This is a genomic window from Streptomyces venetus (assembly GCF_039540295.1).
Lineage (GTDB): Bacteria > Actinomycetota > Actinomycetes > Streptomycetales > Streptomycetaceae > Streptomyces > Streptomyces venetus.
Map to the genome: position 1 here is coordinate 1 of NZ_BAABET010000010.1, position 15,818 is coordinate 15,818.

Consider the following 15,818-nt stretch of genomic DNA (forward strand, 5'->3'; position numbering starts at 1 on the left):
GGCGCCGCATCCCCTGCCAACTGCCAGACGTGTTCGCGTACTTCAGCACGGGCCGTGCGCAGCGCGGCCAGGACCCGCTGCCCGCCGTCGCCAGCGTGCCGATCAGCCGGGAGACCGTCGGGTCGGAAGCCACCGGCCCGAACACGGCCGGCTCGGCCCGCAACATGCCCACATCGGCCAGGCGGTCCCCGCCCAGCGCCACCGCGAGCGCCACATCCAGCAGGATCTTGCCCGGATCGTGCACCGCCCGCATTTTGCGCCACGGCTCAAGCGCCACCGATATCGCCGCATGCAGACCGGACTTGCGGACCGTCTCGACCAGCAGCACCGCACCGGCCTGCGAGACGACCCCGCGACCGCCGCCCGCGACGCGGACACGCGGATAGGACCCGAAACGCTTCTTCACCCTCTGCTTTCATCATCACCAGTCGGACAGCCCGCTTCGGGAAAGCGCGAGGCTAGCGGTGGCGCCCGGGGTCGGGCTGACGCCGCGTGGCGTGGATGGAACCGAGCAGATTGAGGGACTGGGCGCTGGGGCTGCCTGGTTCGGCATGGTAGATGACGAGTTGCTGGCCGGGCGCTTCGCGGACGTCGAAAGCCTGGTAGGTGAGAGTGAGGGGGCCGACGTCCGGGTGAAGGAAGTGTTTGGCGTCCTGGGTCTTGCCGCGCACGGTGTGGGCGTTCCAGAGACGGGTGAAGTCCGCGCTGTGCTCAGTGAGGGTGTGGACGAGTTCGCGCAGCCGTGGGTTGTCCGGGTCGAATCCGGTTGCCTCGCGAAGGTTGGCGACGGTGGCCTGTGCTGCCCGGTCCCAGTCCGTGTAGAAGGTGCGGCCCGCGGGGTCGAGGAACGTCATGCGGGCCAAGTTGTCCGCCGGCTCGAACGGGGCGTAGAGGGCGTCGGCCAGGGCGTTGACGGCGAGGAGGTCCAGGGTCCGGTTCATGACGAACGCTGGAGTGTTCGGGTAGCCGTCCATCAGCTGTCGCAGCGCCGGGCTGACCCGCTCGGCGGCGTGACCGGAGGGCCGGTCGTTCGGGGTGGCCCTGGCCAGCCGGTACAAGTGCGCGCGGGCGTCCGCGTCGAGGCGCAGCGCGCGGCTGAGCGCGTCGACCACCTGGGGTGAGGGGTTGCGCTCGCGGCCTTGTTCCAGGCGGGTGTAGTAGTCGGCGTTCACTCCGGCCAGGACGGCGACCTCCTCGCGGCGCAGTCCGGCGACTCTGCGGGCCCCGTAGCTCGCCATGCCGACGTCCTCCGGCCGCAGGCCGGCGCGGCGTGTGCGCAGGAAGTCTCCCAGGTGGTTGTCGTCCATGTGCTCAGGCTAGGCGGCGGCCCGGTGTGCTGCCTGGGTGTGCCACACCCAGGCAGCACGCGTCCTGGTTGATGGCCGCTGACCTGCCCAGACTCGGTGGAGCGGGAAGGACCGCAGCATTCGAGGAGAGGAGTCCGCCATGGCCGGGACTGTTGAGGGCGACCACGTCGACGTGGTCGGGATGTGGGTGACCGCGGATGGTCACATCCGTCAGGAGCTGCTGCCGGACGGCCGCTACGACGAAGCCCGCGGCGAGCGGCGCAGCGCGTACACCGGCCGGTACACGGTGACCGGCAGCCACCTGGACTATGTCGACGACACCGGGTTCACCGCGACGGGCGACATCCGGGACGGAGTGCTCTATCACGAGCACCTCGTGCTCTACCGGGAGCAGACGTCGTCGTAGCGGAGGCCGGGCCGCGGCCGCCCTGGTCACCGGGGGCGAATCCGCCGTCGGCGGACCAAGAAGTCCAGACACAGCAGTCAGCCAGTCAGCCAGTCAGCATCAACGAAGATCAAGGACCATATCCATGACGGGACAACGACTTGACGGCAAGGTCGCGCTGATCACGGGCGCGACCGGCGGCCTCGGCCAAGCGACCGCCGAACTCTTCGCCCGCGAAGGCGCCCGGCTCGTGATCACTGATGTCGCCGAAGGCCCCTTGCGGGACCTGTCCCACCGGATCGGGACACACGGCGCGGAGGTCGTCGCTGCCCGCCTCGATGTCTCTTCCGCGCGGGAGTGGGACGAAGTGATCACCGTCGTACGCGACCGGTTCGGAACGCTGGACGTGCTCGTGAACCTCGCCGGCATCCTGGACTGGCCAGGTATCGAGGACACGCGGGAAGAGGCTTGGGACCGCGTCATCGACGTGAACCAGAAAGGCACATGGCTCGGCATGAAGGCGGCGATGCCGCTCCTGCGTGCGAGCGGCAACGCGTCGGTGATCAATACGTCGTCAGTACTCGGCCTGGTAGGAAGCGGTGCGGCTGCGGCCTACCAGGCGTCCAAGGGGGCCGTGCGCCTGCTGAGCAAGACCGCCGCGGTCGAGTACGCCCGGCAGGGAGTACGGATCAACTCGGTGCATCCCGGGGTGATCGCGACGCCGATGATCCAGGAACTCCTGGACGACCAGGGCGACCAGCAGCCGGACATCCAACGCACCCCCATGCGCCGAGCCGGCCGCGCCGACGAGGTCGCACCCGCGATCCTCTTCCTGGCCTGCGACGAATCCTCGTTCGTCACCGGCTCGGAGCTGGTGGTCGACGGCGGGCTCACCGCGCACTGAACAGCACTTCAGGTGTCCCGCACCGGCGCCTGCACTCACACTTACCTTTTCCAGGGACCGCACCATGACACCTGCACCTGCGTCCGCCGAAGCATCCAAATCCGCCGAGTTCGCTGGGAAGACCGCCCTCGTCACCGGGGCCGCGCGCGGCGTGGGCAAGGAGACCGTGGCGCTCCTCCACGCCCGCGGCGCCCGCGTCGTCGCCGTCGACCTACGCCCCGACATCACGACTCTGCCGGACGAGTTTCCCGGCGTACTCGCGATGCGCGGCGACATCACGCAGGAAGAGACCGCCGCCCACGCGGTGCAATCGGCCCTGGACACCTTCGGAGGGCTGGACATCCTGGTGAACAACGCCGGACGCACCTTGAACAAGCCCATCACCGAAACCACCGCCGAGGACTGGGACGCCGTGATGGCGGTCAACGCCCGCGGCGCCTTCTTCTGCACCCGCGAAGCCTTTCGGGCCATGAAGAACCGCGGCGGTGGCGCCATCGTCAGTACCGGCTCCTACACCTGCACCGTCGCCCTGCCCGAAGGCGCCGCATACAGCGCGTCGAAGGGCGCTCTGGCCCAGCTGACCAAGGTGCTCGCCGTCGAGGGCGGGCCACTGGGTATCCGCGCCAACATCGTGGCCGCAGGCGTCATCGAGACCGATTTCCTCGACACGATCCGCTCCGACAGCCGTGCGTACCTGGCGTCCTTCGCCGACGCGCAGCCCCTGGGTCGAGTCGCACAGCCCGAAGAGATCGCCGAGGTCCTGTGCTTCCTCGCCTCACCACGCTCCAGCTTCATCACAGGAGCCGTGGTCGCCGCTGACGGCGGCTTCACTGCGGTCTAGGCAGTTTCTTTCGGATCACCGCGCGGACCAGATGAAGATGGCGGCGATGTGGAGTCCGGCGAGGTAGATCGTGGCGGTCTTGTCGTAGCGGGTGGCCAGACCGCGCCACTGCTTGAGCCTGTTGATGCACCGCTCGACTGTGTTGCGTTGCTTGTATGCCTCGCGGTCGAAGGCCGGCGGACGGCCGCCGAGGCGGCCGAGCCGTTTGCGGTTCGCGGCCTGGTCGGCGGGCTGCGGGATCACTGCCCGGATCCCACGCCGTCGCAGATGACCGCGGATCGCCCGGGACGAGTACGCCTTATCGGCCAGGACCATTTCCGGAGTGGTCCCGGGTCGGCCGACCGGCCGCGGCCCTCGCAGGCGGGCCATGACCTGGTCGAAGGCGGGGGCGTCCCCTGCCTGCCCGGGCGTGAGGACGAAAGCGAGCGGACGGCAGCGGCTGTCCGCGGCGAGGTGGATCTTCGTGGTCAGACCGCCGCGGGACCGTCCGAGGGCATGATGGTCCGGCTCGCCGGCTGGGGCCCCTTTTGACGGGCCCCGGCGGCGTGCTGATGAGCCCGGACGACGGTGGAGTCGACCGCGACGACCCAGGCGAGATCGCCTTCGGCGTCGGCCTGGGCCAGCAGAGCGGTGAACACGCGCTCCCAGGTGCCGTCGGCGGCCCACTTCCGCAGCCGGTTGTGGACGCCCTTCCACGACCCGAAGTGCTTGGGCAGGTCCATCCAGGGTGTGCCGGTGCGGTACTTGAACGCGATCGCGTCGATCAACTGCCGGTGATCCCGCCACCGCCCACCCCGCCTCGGAGTCCGGTCCGGCAGCAACGGCTCGATCCTTGCCCACTGGGCGTCACTCAACGACACGCATCGGTCAACGATCAGATGATCCAATTGAAACGGTCCGGCGCACTGTCACAGGTCAGACCAGTTCGAAGGCACGCCGGAAGACACCGTATTCCCCAGGCGTCTCCCAGCACGTGTAGTGGCAGCCAAGAAGATTGGGCAGGGCAATCCCCAATTGCTCCGCCAGCACGTCGGCCCCGGTCTTGAACATTCGAGACGGCTCATCGACGGCTTGACAATGAGCAGTTGCTCCACGCAGTTCGATAACGACGTACTCCATGCTCCTGCCAGTGCTGACCACCGGTTCCTCGTGGTTCTGCTCGTGCTGGGCATCCATAACCTGCCCACAGAGCCCGCACCGCAAGTTGTCGTGTGAGGCATCCACGGCAGGCATCGTACGCCTCGCTCGAACACGTACGGCCCCCATCCCCACCGGGTATCGGCTCGCCAACCGCCTATACTCCCGTCACTGATCCGGAGGAAACGTCCTAGCGCCGCGTCAGGCAGTATGTCTTTGGCGACCACGGCCGCTAGGTTCTAGTTGTCAGCGGTTCCACCGGATGACGTAGCGGTGAGGCGTCCGAGTCGCGCAGCGGCGCAGTCAGGCGGCGTGACCGTAGCCGTCGGCTCCAGCGCTGCCATCACCGCCATCAGCCCGCTCGACGCCGACCAGGCGCACAGCGTCGTGACCACCACCTCCTTGCCGAATCGCCTGCTGCTCGGTCTCGCCGAGAACCTGGTGCTCGCCGACCCGGCGCCCGCGCGGCTGGGCCACGAGTGCCTCACGTCCGCCCGCCAGCCACTTCGCCCACCAGTTGTCCACGCCCCTGAGTGAGACCAGCGACGGAGTGACTCTCATAACGACCGGTCCGAAGAAGCGGGTCAGCCCGCCCCACCGTCGAGCAGCCAGTTGTAGCGCAGCCGCAGCGCCCGCTCCGTGCTGGCTGCCACAGTAACGAGCCCGACCACGACGTTGCCCCATGCCGATAGGTCAATGGGCGAGGTGAAGGTCCCGACGTACTGGGCGACGCCCTCCGGCGCCCGGGTGACCTGTTCGGCGAGCTGAAGGATCAGAAGAATCAGGCCGATGACGAGCACGATCGACGAGAGGATACCGATCCAGCGGCTCAGTGCGTGGTGCGCGCGGTCGAGGCGCGCGCGGCGCCCTTCGGCGGAGGCGGGGTCCGGGACGAGTTGGTGCTCGACCCCCTCGGCGGTGACGTAGTGGCAGCGCTTGAGCCCGAAGGCGCTCGTCCTTACTTCGACGGTGCCGCCCTGGACGGGGAAGACGGCAGGGACTTTGGACTCGGCGTGATGCCTGCCGTCGAGGTACAGGTGGGCCTTGACGTAGCCCTCCGACTGATTCTGGTGCCTGACGTCGACGGCGTAGACCATCTGTCGGCCGGCATCGTCCGTCAGCCGAAGATGGAACAGTGCGCGGGTGAGCATCTGCCACCAGCGGAAACGCTTCAACGGTCGCCCGTCCCCGGGCTTGACCCGCTGCACGGCCCGACGGTGCCGCCATTCCTTGAGCATGCCCGCACTCCTGTTACTTGCTGGGTTCGGCTGCGCAGGCGAGGTCCTGCGGCGGGCGTTGCCCGGTGGTCAGGAACGCGGTCACCGCGTCGTTCGCGCAGGCGTTGGGGCCGGGATAGACGCCGTGCCCGCCCTGGTCGGCCCGTCACCATCGTGGCCCGCTTCCCGAACGCCCGCCGCAGCTTCTGGGCGCCGGCCAGCGGTGTCCCCGGGTCGCGTTCGTTCTGCGCCATGAGCACGTTCGACGGGCCCCGGTCACCGATGCGCACCGGCGGTTCGACCCGCCTGTCCGGCCAGAAGGCGCACGGTCACATGGTGGCCGTGGACCCGCCCAGCATGGGGTATTTCAGCCGGTCGACCGCGACGTTGCGCTGATACTCCCGGACCGTCTCCGGCCAGCGATCGTCGCCGCATATCACTGAAAAGCGGGCGGACATGAGGTTCTCCATGTTCGGAAACGGCGCGCTAGGCGGCGGTGGCTGGTTCGTGTCGAGTGCCTGCCAGGTCTTGGCCACCAGGGGCATGCCCGCATCGCTGTAGAGGCCCTCGAACGTCATCCATCGGAACGACGTCCCATCGAAGCCGTGGACCGGTTTCGCTTCCAGCCGCTTGGCGAGATCGAAGAACTCCGCCCTCACCTGCTCCGGTGTGGTGCCCAGACCGTACTCGGGGTGCGCTGCCGCGAACGCCGCGAAGTCCGGGAACCGGTCCTCCATTCCACGGGCGAGCAACCGCATGGTCGTGACGTCGTAGCCGCCGGGGCCCGGATTGCTGTCGAGCACGACCCGGTCGCTGCGCTTCGGGAACATCGTCGTGTACACCGCACCGAGGTAGCTGCCGTAGGAGGCACCGAGGTACGAGAGCGTCGGCTCGCCCAGCGCCGCCCGGATCCGGTCCATGTCGCGCGCGATGTTCGCGGTGGTGGTGTACGGCAGCATCCACGCCGTCCGCGAGGTGGCGCACTGCTCGGCGACGATCCACGCGTTCGGCGCCTCCCGCGCGATATCGGCCGCGGTGTGCGCGTACGGCGCGACGTTGCCGCGTGCCTGCTGCTCCGGCGTCAGATCGCAGGTCACCGGCGTGCTGCGGCCGACGCCACGCGGGTCGAAGCCGATCACGTCGTAGGAGTCCAGCACCTCCTGCGGCAGCTCTGAGCCGGCGAGAACGGCCGGGTAGCCGAGTCCCTCGATGCCAGGGCCGCCCGGATTGGTCAGCAGCACGCCGCGGCGCTGTGAGGGTTCCTTGCTCGCCAGCCGGGAGATCGCGATCTCTATCTGCCGGCCGTCCGGATCCCGGTAGTCCAGGGGGACTTCGAGCGTCGAGCACTCCAGACGGGGCAAGGCGGCCTTCTCCGAGGCCGCCTTCTCCGAGCACGGGCCCCACCGCACGGTCTCCGGCGTCGCCGCCACCGACCTTCCCGGCATCGCGGTCGCCGCCGCCACCGCGGTGGCGGCGAGGGCCAGGGACAAGGTCCGGTGCATCTGATGTCCTCCTGAGGGACGCATGGGGGCGCACGGGGGCGCCGGAACGGGCGTGCTCGGGACGGCCCCGCGGGGGATCGCCGAGGGCGATCACCGCTGGGGCGGACCGGGCTGTGATCACCATCCCGACCGCCTCGACGAGTCTGTCCGTGCGGCGCCGCCGGCACATCGGCCCGGCGGCTCGGATCGCCTTCGACCGGAGTCGAGACGGTGGTTCGACTCTGGTCCAAGGACACATCAGCCCCCGGTCTGACCCAACGGCCGTACGGATTCGCGACAATGGCCAGGTGTATACAGACGTCGCGCCACGGCTGGGGGGATGGCAGCAGACCTGGCGGCTGGTGGCGGCTGCGGCAGTGGGCATACCGACCTGGCTCTCCGTCGGTGTGCTGCTGCCGCGTGGGTGCGCGACCGATACGTGTTCCTGGTTCGTCACCGGTGACCCGCTGGTGGCTCTCGGCTGCCTGACGGCGCTCGTGTGGCGACGGCGGTTCCCGCTCGCCGTCGCCATGACGGTCGCGATCGCCTCGCCCGCGTCGGCACTCGCTACCGGCGCCGCGCTGCTGGCGCTGGCCTCGCTCGCCACCCGTCGCCGTCCGATGGAGATCGGGTTCGTCGGGCTGGCCTACGTGACCGCGTCACAGTTCGCCGTCGGGCTCCACCCGGTCCGGAGCCCGCCCGGCTCGTTGTGGTTTCAGCTCGCGTTCCCGGCACTGACCGCGGGCATCGCGGTGGCCGTGGGCATGGCCGTCGGCGCGCGGCGTGTCGAAGTGCGGTCCTTGCGAGAGCGGGCGGAGAGCGCGGAACGGGAACAGACCGCACGAGCGGCGCAGGCACGGGCTCTGGAACGCAACAGAATCGCCCGCGAGATGCACGACGTGCTCGCGCACCGGATCTCCCTGGTCGCCATGCAGGCCGGAGTGCTGGACCACCGCAGCGACCTCACAGCGGAGGAAAACCGCGTGCTGGTCCGCGGCATCGCCGACGGCTCCCACCAAGCCCTGGAAGAACTGCGGGATGTCCTCGGTGTGCTCCGGGCCGACTCGGGCCGTCCGGAACCACCCCAGCCCTCCCTCGACCTCATCCCCGACCTGGTGGCCGACGCCCGCACCTCCGGACTGGACGTCACGCTAACCACCACCGTGACGGGGACACCGTCCGACGGCGTCGGGCGCACCTGCTACCGGGTCGTCCAGGAAGGACTGACCAACGCCGCCAAACACGCCCCGGGCGCACGCGTGCACATCACCCTCGAAGGGACAGCCGGCGACAAACTCAACGTCAGCGTCCGCAACTCCCCGGCGACCACAAAAAACGCACAACCACCGGCATCGGGATTCGGCCTGCTCGGCCTCACCGAACGAGTCAACCTCGCCGGCGGAGAACTCAACCACCACCCCACACCCGACAACGGATACCTCCTCACCGCACATCTACCCTGGCCGGACCCCACCCACGAAAAGAGAACCTGAGTGGACAGCGAGCGGGAGCCGGTGCGCGTCGTCATCGTCGACGACGAACAGCTGGTGCGAATGGCGCTGCGGCTCGTCATCGACGGCGAACCGGACCTGACCGTCGTCGCGGAGGCGGCCGACGGGGACGCCGCGATCACCGTGGTGGACGAGCAGCGGCCGGACGTCGTACTGATGGACGTGCGCATGCCCAGCCGTGACGGTCTCAGCGCGACCCGGGAACTCCTCACCCGGCCGGCGCCGCCGCGGGTGCTCATGCTGACCACGTTCGACTCCGACGATCTGGTGCTCGGCGCACTGCGCGCCGGAGCCCTCGGGTTCGTGCTCAAAGACACCCCACCGCCGCAGATTCTCGACGCGGTGCGGACCGTCGCGGACGGCAACCCCGTGCTGTCTCCAGCAGCCACGGCACGGGTGATCGCCGCAGCCACCGGTCCGCAGTCCGCTCACGCTCGCAGCTCATCCCGCGAAGCCGCACGGAAACAGCTGTCCGCACTGACCGAACGGGAACTCGAAACCGCTCGGGCCATCGCGGACGGACTGGGCAACCCAGAGATCGCCCAGCGGCTGCGCATCAGCGTCGCGACCGTCAAGGCGCACACAGGCAGCCTGTTCGCCAAGCTGACGGTCGAGAACCGGGTGCAGATCGCACTCCTGGTCCGCGACGCAGAGGAATGACCAGCCTGTGGCCGGCCGTCTGCGAACCACGGAAGCGTGCACGTTCATGCGCTCCGGCAGCGTGAGGCGCTGGCCCCGTCCGCCCCGCGCGGTTACGCGGGGCGGTCGGGGCCGTGGGCACCATCTGGTGCGACGTGCCGTTCTCAGCCGTCGGCGGGCGGCGCCATGAGCTGCTCGGCGATGCCGGCCTCCGGTGCAGCGATGCGCCGGTCGGCGATGCGAGCGTTGTCTCGGGCGGCCGTGAGGCGCTTGCTGAGGCGTTCGTTGTCGTTCGTCAACGCGCTGATCTCACGGCGCAGGGCCACGTCGGCGGTGGTGATGCGTACGACGTCGGCATCTGTCCAGCCCTGCTGCAACTCGACGATCTGGCCCAGGAGTTCGGCGATGCGCTCGCGCTGGTCGGCGATCTCGGCGTGGGCGGCTTAGAGGGCATCTTCGGTGTTCAGCGCGCGCTCACGCCAGGAAGCCTCGATCATCTGGTGCTGGGCTTCCTCGGCATCGGCCCTGAGGGGCCATTTCAGTTGGTGAGCCTGCGGTGGCAATGAGGGTGGCGGCGATGGCGGTGAAGGCGAGGAAGTGTGGCTCGCTCGTAACGACGGTGGAGCCGCCGACAGCCGTTGAGCCATGACAGGGTTCGTTCCACGACCCAGCGATGCCGACCCAGTCGGCGGTAGGACTCGATGCCCTTGCGGGCGATGCGGCGCCGGATACCGCGGGAGGACAGCCAGCGCCGTAGGCGCTGGCAGTCGTAGCCCTCGTCGAAGGCGAGCACCAAGGCCACGGCCAGCGAGGGAGCCGGGCGGCCGGAGGCAGGCGCCTGGTCCGGAAGTCCCCTCAGTCCGCAGCGCAGCGTTCGTCGTCCAGGTGAGTCGTGGCGTAGCCGCGTTCGTCAGGATGACGGGCCAGGCGTGCCATCACCCACGCGGTCCGGGCGTCTATCCCCTCGCCTAGTCGGCGGTCAGGCGCCGGGCTTGCCGTGCGGCCGGAGAGGGGCGCGGAGCAGCGGGTCCGTCGACATGGGTCGGACGGCCGTGGCCTCGGGCCCGGTAGGGCCGCCGTGCATCGCCCCCGTAACGAAATGCTCCGCTTCCTTGTGCGGGCCGCGTCCACGCCTGTGAAGTGTGCTGATGCACCTTCCGACAGCCGGCGGTCCGTTATTCCGCCACCTGCGCATGTGGCACGCCGTGGCGGCCTTTCTCGTGGTGGTGGCCGTGGTGGCGTTCCTCGTCCTTCTTCCGTCCGACGGCGCGCACTCGGTGCCCAACAGCCCCTGTCGACCAACCGATTCGGCGCGCGAGGACACGCCTGCGGCCTCCGACCTCGACGGGGACGGCTTCGTCGAACTGGTGCACGAGATCTCCGACACGGCGGAGAACTTCGACGTGACCGTCGTGCCCGGCTCCGAGCACGGTCCGGACCACGACCGCACGAGCGTTCTCACCCACGACGACCTCGGTCTGCCGGACGACGTCCAGACGGGCGACGACCCGTGGCAGCCCACGGTCACGGACCTGGATGAGGACGGCCACGCCGACCTCATCGTCAGCGGCGCCGCCCAGGTCCTGTGGGGAGGCCCCAAGGGCCCGCGGGCCGGCGGACCGCACGGGCGCGTCGCACTGCCGGGCAGCGGATACGACACCGCGCCGATCGCCGGCGACTTCGACGGGGACGGCCACACCGACCTCGCGGCCTTCAGGTTCTCCAACGAGGATCAGGAACTGTTCGTCCTCAAGGGCCCGTTCAAGCGCTCCGGCGCACCCACCCGGACCGTGGAGATCCCCAGCCCCGTCCACGAGGGCGCCTCACCCGTGCTGGTCGCCGGGAACGCGAACGACGACCGCGCCACCGATCTCGCGCTCTACGACTCCCCGTGGGATCCGCCCCTGCTGTTCACCGGCGGCGCCCGAACCGCCGGAGGCCTGAGCCAGGAGCCCGAGCGGCTGCCGGAGGGCGAGAACGTCGTCTTCGGCGACTTCGACGGCGACGGGCGGCAGGACGTCGTCATCGGCCGGAGCTTCGTCGACAGCTACGACGAGATCGACACGCCCCACCGGCGCGGCCAGGTCAGCGTCCGCTACGGGAAGGAGCCGGGGAAGTGGGTCACCATGGAGGGCGGCGACTTCAAGGAGGGCTTCGGCACCAGGCTCGCCGCCGGAGACTTCAACGGCGATGGCTGCGACGACCTGGCCGTACAGCTCACCAAGAAGAAGGAGACGGGGGACGCGCGGATCGAGGTGTTGCGGGGCGGCTCCGAGCACGGCCTCGGGTCGAAGCCCTGGCGCTCCACCAAGCGCTCCGTGCCGGGTGTCGACGGCCCCGTCGACGGCACGCTCTTCGCCGTCCACGACTTCGACGGCGACGGCCGCGCGGAACTGGCCCTTCTCGGCGGGGACAGATGGTGGATCACCGACGGCACGGACCGCGACGAGGCATCCTTCCCGGTCACCCCCAGCAAGGACCAAGGTTCGTAGGCACATGCTCGTTGTCCCCGGCCCCGGAGCTCCGCGCCCGCAACGGGTGGCCGGGGGGGCCTCTGGGGCCGGCAATTGACGGAGGTCAGGGGGCCTGGACCTCCCCCCCCGTCGCCTTGTCGGGGACCAGGGCGAGACCGCCCCTGGGAATAAGCACCGCAGCCGGGCAGGACCGTCCTGCCCGGCACCGAGGCCGTCAGGCGGCGCTGAAATCATGTGCGTGGCCGCCGCGCCATTCCACCCACTGCGGGTCGTCCAAGATGGCCTCGGGTCCGGCGACACCGGCGCCCTCGAGGAATACGACCAGGTCGTGGTCGCTGTAGGCGGTGCCGAGGATCTCGTCCCGGCCGCCGCGGTGCACAGTGACTCTCCGGCCGCCCGAGAGCGAAGGCCGGTGCACAACGATCGGCACGCTGGTCACGCCTCCCAGCGTGCCCCGGTCCAGTGCGAGGGGCGACCCGCCACGTAGACGCGCCGCTGCGTCGTCCTTCTGCGCGGGCTTCCGTCGGCGGCTGAGGTACGCCGCGAGACGCAAGAGGGGCGGCGGCAAGTAGCCAAGACACCCAGAAATCGAAATGAATGCATCGTCGCACTGATCAGACATAGGCTCGTGTGCCGTTTCGCGCGCCAATGCGTCAGGCGCGTATTCCCTTTTCAATCGAGGTTGGAGCCGTGGAAGCAGGGCACCGTCGCACTGGTCGGCGGTGGTACGGAAAGTATGGGAACCGAACGGCGACCGTTCCATCAGCCGCGAGACGAAACAGTTCAACCAGTTGACAGAAGCTTGCGATTGGAATGGATCGGGGGGTGAAGTGCCTGTTCAGAGGTTGATTCAGGGTGTCTCAGTCGAAATGCAGGTGTTTTTCGAGGTGGGACGGCGCTGATTTAGTTGTCACCCGTATGCGCGGCGTGACATTCAGGTGGCAAGAGGCTGTTCGGCTTCCCGGTAGCGCCGACTGCCGTGAGCTGTCGTGTGGTTGGGGCAAAGAGCATGCAGTCCGCTGACGCGAGTCCGCACGGTGTGATGCGAAGCAGGTCCGTTACGCAGTGGGGCCTTCATGGATAGAAATGGAGACGAGGCAGTGGGGCGACCAGAGAACGACGAGTTGCCGCACCCTGACCCGCCCATCATCCAGAACGGCCTGATCGGGGAGGGAGCCGTTCGGCGCGGAGGCAGCGATCGGGTTCAAACGGCTGATCACCAGCCGGGCTTGACTCTGACGCCGCTGGAGACTTGACGATCGCGCTGTAGGCGACACGCGGGTTCACAACGGAGGCGCAAGACATGCGAGGCAAAGGCATCCACTACGACACCGGCACCTTTCCCAACGGCGATACCTCCCGCCCTGTCTTCGACGCCGACGTCGTCGCGCGGGACATGCGGGTCATCGCCGAAGATCTGCACTGCACCGCGATCCGTATCACGGGCGGCGACCCGGACCGGATCGAGACCACCGCGCGGCATGCGGCCGCCGCCGGGCTGGAGGTCTGGTTCTCGCCTTTCCCCTGCGAGATGACCAACGAACAGATGCTGCCGTACTTCGCCGACTGCGCCGAGCGAGCCGAACGCCTGCGCCAGGATGGCGCCGACGTCGTCCTTGTCACCGGCTGCGAACTGAGCCTGTTCGCCCGCGGGTACCTGCCCGGCGACACCTTCAACGAGCGCATCCCGGTCCTGGCCGGCCCCGATCGCGAAGCCGCACTGCGGCCCATCCCCGACATGGTCAACGCCTTCCTCGGCGACGTCGTCCGCACCGTCCGCCCTCTCTTCGCCGGCCCGGTCAGCTACGCCTCGTGCCCCCTGGACGGCGTGGAATGGAGCCCGTTCGACATCGTCGGCCTGGATGCCTTCCGGGGTCTGCGCAACGCCGCCACATACCGCGATGACCTGCGCAAGGAGTTCACCCACGGCAAGCCGGTCGCCATCATGGAAGTCGGCTGCTGCACCTTCCAAGGGGCGGGCGACTACGGCGGCTCGGGCTGGTACGTGGCCATGGAGCCGGACGGTGTCACTCCCAAGCCTGATCTGGTGCGCGATGAGAGCGAGCAGGTCCGCTATCTCGACGACCTCATGCCCATCTTCGAAGGCGAAGGCGTCGACTCCGTCTTCTGGTTCAGCTTCGCCGGTTACGGCACCCCCCACCGTCTGTCCGGACCGGACCCCGACCTCGCCTCCTACGGCATCGTCAAGATCCTCGACGAGCACAGCGGCTACCCAGCAGATGCCCGTACGTACCCGGACATGCCCTGGGAACCCAAGGAGGCGTTCCACGCCCTGGCGAACCGCTACCAAGCCCTCAAGCAGCAGGGAACCTCCCACCAGCACCTCGATTAACCGATAGTGCCTGTAGGGCCACTGAAGATCGGAATGGGGCGCTCCTGCTTCATTGGATGACAAGAAGCCGGAGCACCTCTCCTCATTGTGTTAGGTGCTCTGAGCAGTCGTTCCCCATCGATACACGTCACGCGACTCCCGAGTCCGCCCCGGCCCGCCGAATCAGTCTCATCCAGCCAGGGCCCACGCAGTCCGCCGTCCCCTGAGTGCCGCATCGCCCTGGGCATCCCGGCAGGTCAACGGATGGGACGTCCCACGATCTCCTTAATTGACCAGATGCTGTGGCCCGCGCCCAAGCTGACCGGCAATCTCTGGAGTGCCGAACCCGCAGCGCCTCCCTCCGGGTTCGGACACCGGCCGACAACGAGAAAGGGAAACAATGGAACCGCGTTCGCGTGTGATGCGTTCTGTGATGGCCGCTGCTCTGGCTGCAGGAGGTGTGACGGCCGCGGCCTCGGTACCGGCCGCGGCCACGCCGGCCCGAGCCCAAGGGTGCTACGACCACTCGGTCGGCTACGAGACGGTCGTATACGGCGAACTGCACAGGTGGCCGCGTACCGGGTGGGCCACGACAAGTTCGTACTGCGCCGACGTCAATATCAAGGCCAACATCATGACCGACGTGAAGGTCTGCTTCCGTGCGACCGGCAAGTGCAACGACTTCAAGACCGCCTACTCGCGCTCCTGGATCCAGGCGGCCACCAACGTCCTGGACGGAACGAAGTACTACCTACTGTTCTCCAGCTACAGCGCGGGACTGGCGTCGGCCTGACCGTCTGGTCCCTTGAAACTCCGATGGCTCTGCTGTCTCCGTACGTACGGAGACAGCAGAGCCATCGGGCGTGAGCCCGATGGCCACCGGACCGTGCTGTGGCGGAACGGGGACAGTGTCTGGCTGCAATCCCGTGCCGGCCGCGACGTCACCGCGCCTGCATGGATCTGGCCGCAGCCGCCATGCGTCTGCCGCCCGGCGTGATCCTGGACGGCTAGGCGGTGGTGTCCGTTGCCGACGACGGCAACGCGCAGATCACCGGCTCCACGAGTCGCTTGCGAGCGGCGGACCGCCCAGAAGAGGACCAGCACAACCATGCGGTGGGCCCTTCGCCGGTGCAGGCTTCGTGGAGTATAGGTACATGCATGAGTCAGAGGTCTTCACCGGTCGCGCCATGGACCACCCGGCGTGGTGCTCTTCCGCGCACTGCACGGCACCCGCCCGCTACGCCGTTGATGAGTGGGCGTACGAGGAGTTCGTGCAATCAGATGCGTATCGCGGCAGCGGGTACGAGCATGCCTCCGAGCCGTGGGAGATCCCTCCGTATGCCGGCTTCCATCCGCTCATGGAGCAGTTTGTGCACGGGGCCACACTGACTGCACAGCTCACCCAATTCGCGGCGACGCCCTGGCTCAACGATGCCTACGTCAGCGTGTACGCAGGCGAAGAGCGGCTCTTGTTCATCAGCGAAGTATGGGTGCAGAGAATCTTGGGAGGGGTCATGTCACGACTGCAGGGACCCGAAGGGAACAACGCCATCAACAAGAGCGTCTAGCTCGGCGTGTTCTGGTCCGACG

16 protein-coding genes and 3 pseudogenes are annotated in these 15,818 nt (G+C 68.5%); 11 read left to right on the forward strand and 8 right to left on the reverse strand.

Features of this window, described 5'->3' with window-relative positions:
• Together ABEA82_RS29125 and ABEA82_RS29130 are read right to left on the reverse strand one after the other, a co-directional pair.
• A pseudogene (locus ABEA82_RS29125) lies at nucleotides 1-406 on the reverse strand (transposase); the annotation flags it as partial.
• A 52-nt stretch (nucleotides 407-458) separates the two neighbouring features.
• On the reverse strand, nucleotides 459-1,307 hold the full coding sequence (locus ABEA82_RS29130; RefSeq protein ID WP_345664668.1) for a helix-turn-helix transcriptional regulator: 849 nt from the start codon (nucleotides 1,305-1,307) through the stop codon (nucleotides 459-461).
• A 139-nt stretch (nucleotides 1,308-1,446) separates the two neighbouring features.
• Between ABEA82_RS29130 and ABEA82_RS29135 the strand changes: the two genes are divergently transcribed.
• From ABEA82_RS29135 to ABEA82_RS29145, 3 genes are all read left to right on the forward strand, one after another.
• Complete coding sequence (locus tag ABEA82_RS29135; RefSeq protein WP_345664669.1) at nucleotides 1,447-1,713, forward strand: Atu4866 domain-containing protein; 267 nt, start codon at nucleotides 1,447-1,449, stop codon at nucleotides 1,711-1,713.
• Between the two features lie 124 nt (nucleotides 1,714-1,837).
• Nucleotides 1,838-2,596 carry an SDR family NAD(P)-dependent oxidoreductase gene (locus ABEA82_RS29140; protein WP_345664670.1) on the forward strand — a complete coding sequence of 253 codons (759 nt, stop codon included), beginning with the start codon at nucleotides 1,838-1,840 and terminating at the stop codon, nucleotides 2,594-2,596.
• A gap of 64 nt (nucleotides 2,597-2,660) precedes the next feature.
• Nucleotides 2,661-3,437: an SDR family NAD(P)-dependent oxidoreductase gene (locus ABEA82_RS29145; RefSeq protein ID WP_345664671.1), complete on the forward strand. Its 777-nt coding sequence runs from the start codon at nucleotides 2,661-2,663 to the stop codon at nucleotides 3,435-3,437.
• Between the two features lie 15 nt (nucleotides 3,438-3,452).
• On the opposite strand, the gene ABEA82_RS29150 is transcribed toward ABEA82_RS29145, so the two are convergent.
• Nucleotides 3,453-4,297, reverse strand: a protein-coding gene (locus ABEA82_RS29150; RefSeq protein WP_425588565.1) for an IS5 family transposase whose coding sequence is annotated in 2 segments (ribosomal slippage) — nucleotides 3,453-3,967 and nucleotides 3,967-4,297 — 846 coding nt in all. Because the reading frame shifts where the segments join, the coding sequence is not laid out codon by codon here.
• A gap of 55 nt (nucleotides 4,298-4,352) precedes the next feature.
• A complete protein-coding gene (locus ABEA82_RS29155) occupies nucleotides 4,353-4,661 on the reverse strand; it encodes a hypothetical protein (protein WP_345664672.1) in 309 nt (102 codons plus the stop codon).
• A 225-nt stretch (nucleotides 4,662-4,886) separates the two neighbouring features.
• Here ABEA82_RS29155 and ABEA82_RS29160 point away from each other — a divergent pair, with 225 nt between their 5' ends.
• The gene (locus tag ABEA82_RS29160; protein WP_345665004.1) at nucleotides 4,887-5,111 is read left to right on the forward strand and encodes a hypothetical protein; all 225 of its coding nucleotides are present in this window, start codon (nucleotides 4,887-4,889) and stop codon (nucleotides 5,109-5,111) included.
• A gap of 47 nt (nucleotides 5,112-5,158) precedes the next feature.
• On the opposite strand, the gene ABEA82_RS29165 is transcribed toward ABEA82_RS29160, so the two are convergent.
• Nucleotides 5,159-5,812, reverse strand: a complete 654-nt coding sequence (locus tag ABEA82_RS29165; RefSeq protein ID WP_345664673.1) for a hypothetical protein — start codon at nucleotides 5,810-5,812, stop codon at nucleotides 5,159-5,161.
• Nucleotides 5,813-5,825: 13 nt separating this feature from the next.
• Nucleotides 5,826-7,293: pseudogene (locus tag ABEA82_RS29170) on the reverse strand (alpha/beta hydrolase).
• Between the two features lie 287 nt (nucleotides 7,294-7,580).
• Between ABEA82_RS29170 and ABEA82_RS29175 the strand changes: the two are divergent.
• The 3 genes from ABEA82_RS29175 to ABEA82_RS29185 all read left to right on the forward strand — a co-directional run bounded on the left by ABEA82_RS29175 (nucleotide 7,581) and on the right by ABEA82_RS29185 (nucleotide 9,988).
• Nucleotides 7,581-8,765 carry a sensor histidine kinase gene (locus ABEA82_RS29175; protein WP_345664674.1) on the forward strand — a complete coding sequence of 395 codons (1,185 nt, stop codon included), beginning with the start codon at nucleotides 7,581-7,583 and terminating at the stop codon, nucleotides 8,763-8,765.
• The gene (locus ABEA82_RS29180) at nucleotides 8,766-9,443 is read left to right on the forward strand and encodes a response regulator transcription factor (protein WP_345664675.1); all 678 of its coding nucleotides are present in this window, start codon (nucleotides 8,766-8,768) and stop codon (nucleotides 9,441-9,443) included.
• A gap of 113 nt (nucleotides 9,444-9,556) precedes the next feature.
• Nucleotides 9,557-9,988 carry a hypothetical protein gene (locus ABEA82_RS29185; protein WP_345664676.1) on the forward strand — a complete coding sequence of 144 codons (432 nt, stop codon included), beginning with the start codon at nucleotides 9,557-9,559 and terminating at the stop codon, nucleotides 9,986-9,988.
• A 38-nt stretch (nucleotides 9,989-10,026) separates the two neighbouring features.
• Here ABEA82_RS29185 and ABEA82_RS29190 read toward each other — a convergent pair.
• A pseudogene (locus ABEA82_RS29190) lies at nucleotides 10,027-10,203 on the reverse strand (transposase); the annotation flags it as partial.
• A gap of 367 nt (nucleotides 10,204-10,570) precedes the next feature.
• Between ABEA82_RS29190 and ABEA82_RS29195 the strand changes: the two are divergent.
• Nucleotides 10,571-11,914, forward strand: coding sequence for an FG-GAP repeat domain-containing protein (locus ABEA82_RS29195; protein ID WP_345664677.1), 1,344 nt, complete (start codon nucleotides 10,571-10,573; stop codon nucleotides 11,912-11,914).
• A gap of 196 nt (nucleotides 11,915-12,110) precedes the next feature.
• Here ABEA82_RS29195 and ABEA82_RS29200 read toward each other — a convergent pair whose 3' ends face one another.
• Nucleotides 12,111-12,335: a hypothetical protein gene (locus ABEA82_RS29200; RefSeq protein ID WP_345664678.1), complete on the reverse strand. Its 225-nt coding sequence runs from the start codon at nucleotides 12,333-12,335 to the stop codon at nucleotides 12,111-12,113.
• 864 nt (nucleotides 12,336-13,199) lie between these two features.
• Between ABEA82_RS29200 and ABEA82_RS29205 the strand changes: the two genes are divergently transcribed.
• From ABEA82_RS29205 to ABEA82_RS29215, 3 genes are all read left to right on the forward strand, one after another.
• Entirely contained in the window at nucleotides 13,200-14,249 is a 1,050-nt protein-coding gene (locus tag ABEA82_RS29205) for a glycoside hydrolase family 113 protein (RefSeq protein ID WP_345664679.1), read from the forward strand.
• Between the two features lie 439 nt (nucleotides 14,250-14,688).
• A complete protein-coding gene (locus ABEA82_RS29210; protein WP_345664680.1) occupies nucleotides 14,689-15,021 on the forward strand; it encodes a hypothetical protein in 333 nt (110 codons plus the stop codon).
• 361 nt (nucleotides 15,022-15,382) lie between these two features.
• Nucleotides 15,383-15,796: a hypothetical protein gene (locus ABEA82_RS29215; protein ID WP_345664681.1), complete on the forward strand. Its 414-nt coding sequence runs from the start codon at nucleotides 15,383-15,385 to the stop codon at nucleotides 15,794-15,796.
• The last annotated feature ends 22 nt before the right edge of the window (nucleotides 15,797-15,818 follow it).

Bases quoted from the DNA above. Each gene is read 5' to 3' on its own strand.
- ABEA82_RS29145 (WP_345664671.1), top strand. From the start codon at position 2,661: ATGACACCTGCACCTGCGTCCGCCGAAGCATCCAAATCCGCCGAGTTC.
- ABEA82_RS29215 (WP_345664681.1), top strand. From the start codon at position 15,383: ATGCATGAGTCAGAGGTCTTCACCGGTCGCGCCATGGACCACCCGGCG.
- ABEA82_RS29140 (WP_345664670.1), top strand. From the start codon at position 1,838: ATGACGGGACAACGACTTGACGGCAAGGTCGCGCTGATCACGGGCGCG.
- ABEA82_RS29205 (WP_345664679.1), top strand. From the start codon at position 13,200: ATGCGAGGCAAAGGCATCCACTACGACACCGGCACCTTTCCCAACGGC.
- ABEA82_RS29195 (WP_345664677.1), top strand. From the start codon at position 10,571: ATGCACCTTCCGACAGCCGGCGGTCCGTTATTCCGCCACCTGCGCATG.
- ABEA82_RS29130 (WP_345664668.1), bottom strand. From the start codon at position 1,307: ATGGACGACAACCACCTGGGAGACTTCCTGCGCACACGCCGCGCCGGC.
- ABEA82_RS29135 (WP_345664669.1), top strand. From the start codon at position 1,447: ATGGCCGGGACTGTTGAGGGCGACCACGTCGACGTGGTCGGGATGTGG.
- ABEA82_RS29165 (WP_345664673.1), bottom strand. From the start codon at position 5,812: ATGCTCAAGGAATGGCGGCACCGTCGGGCCGTGCAGCGGGTCAAGCCC.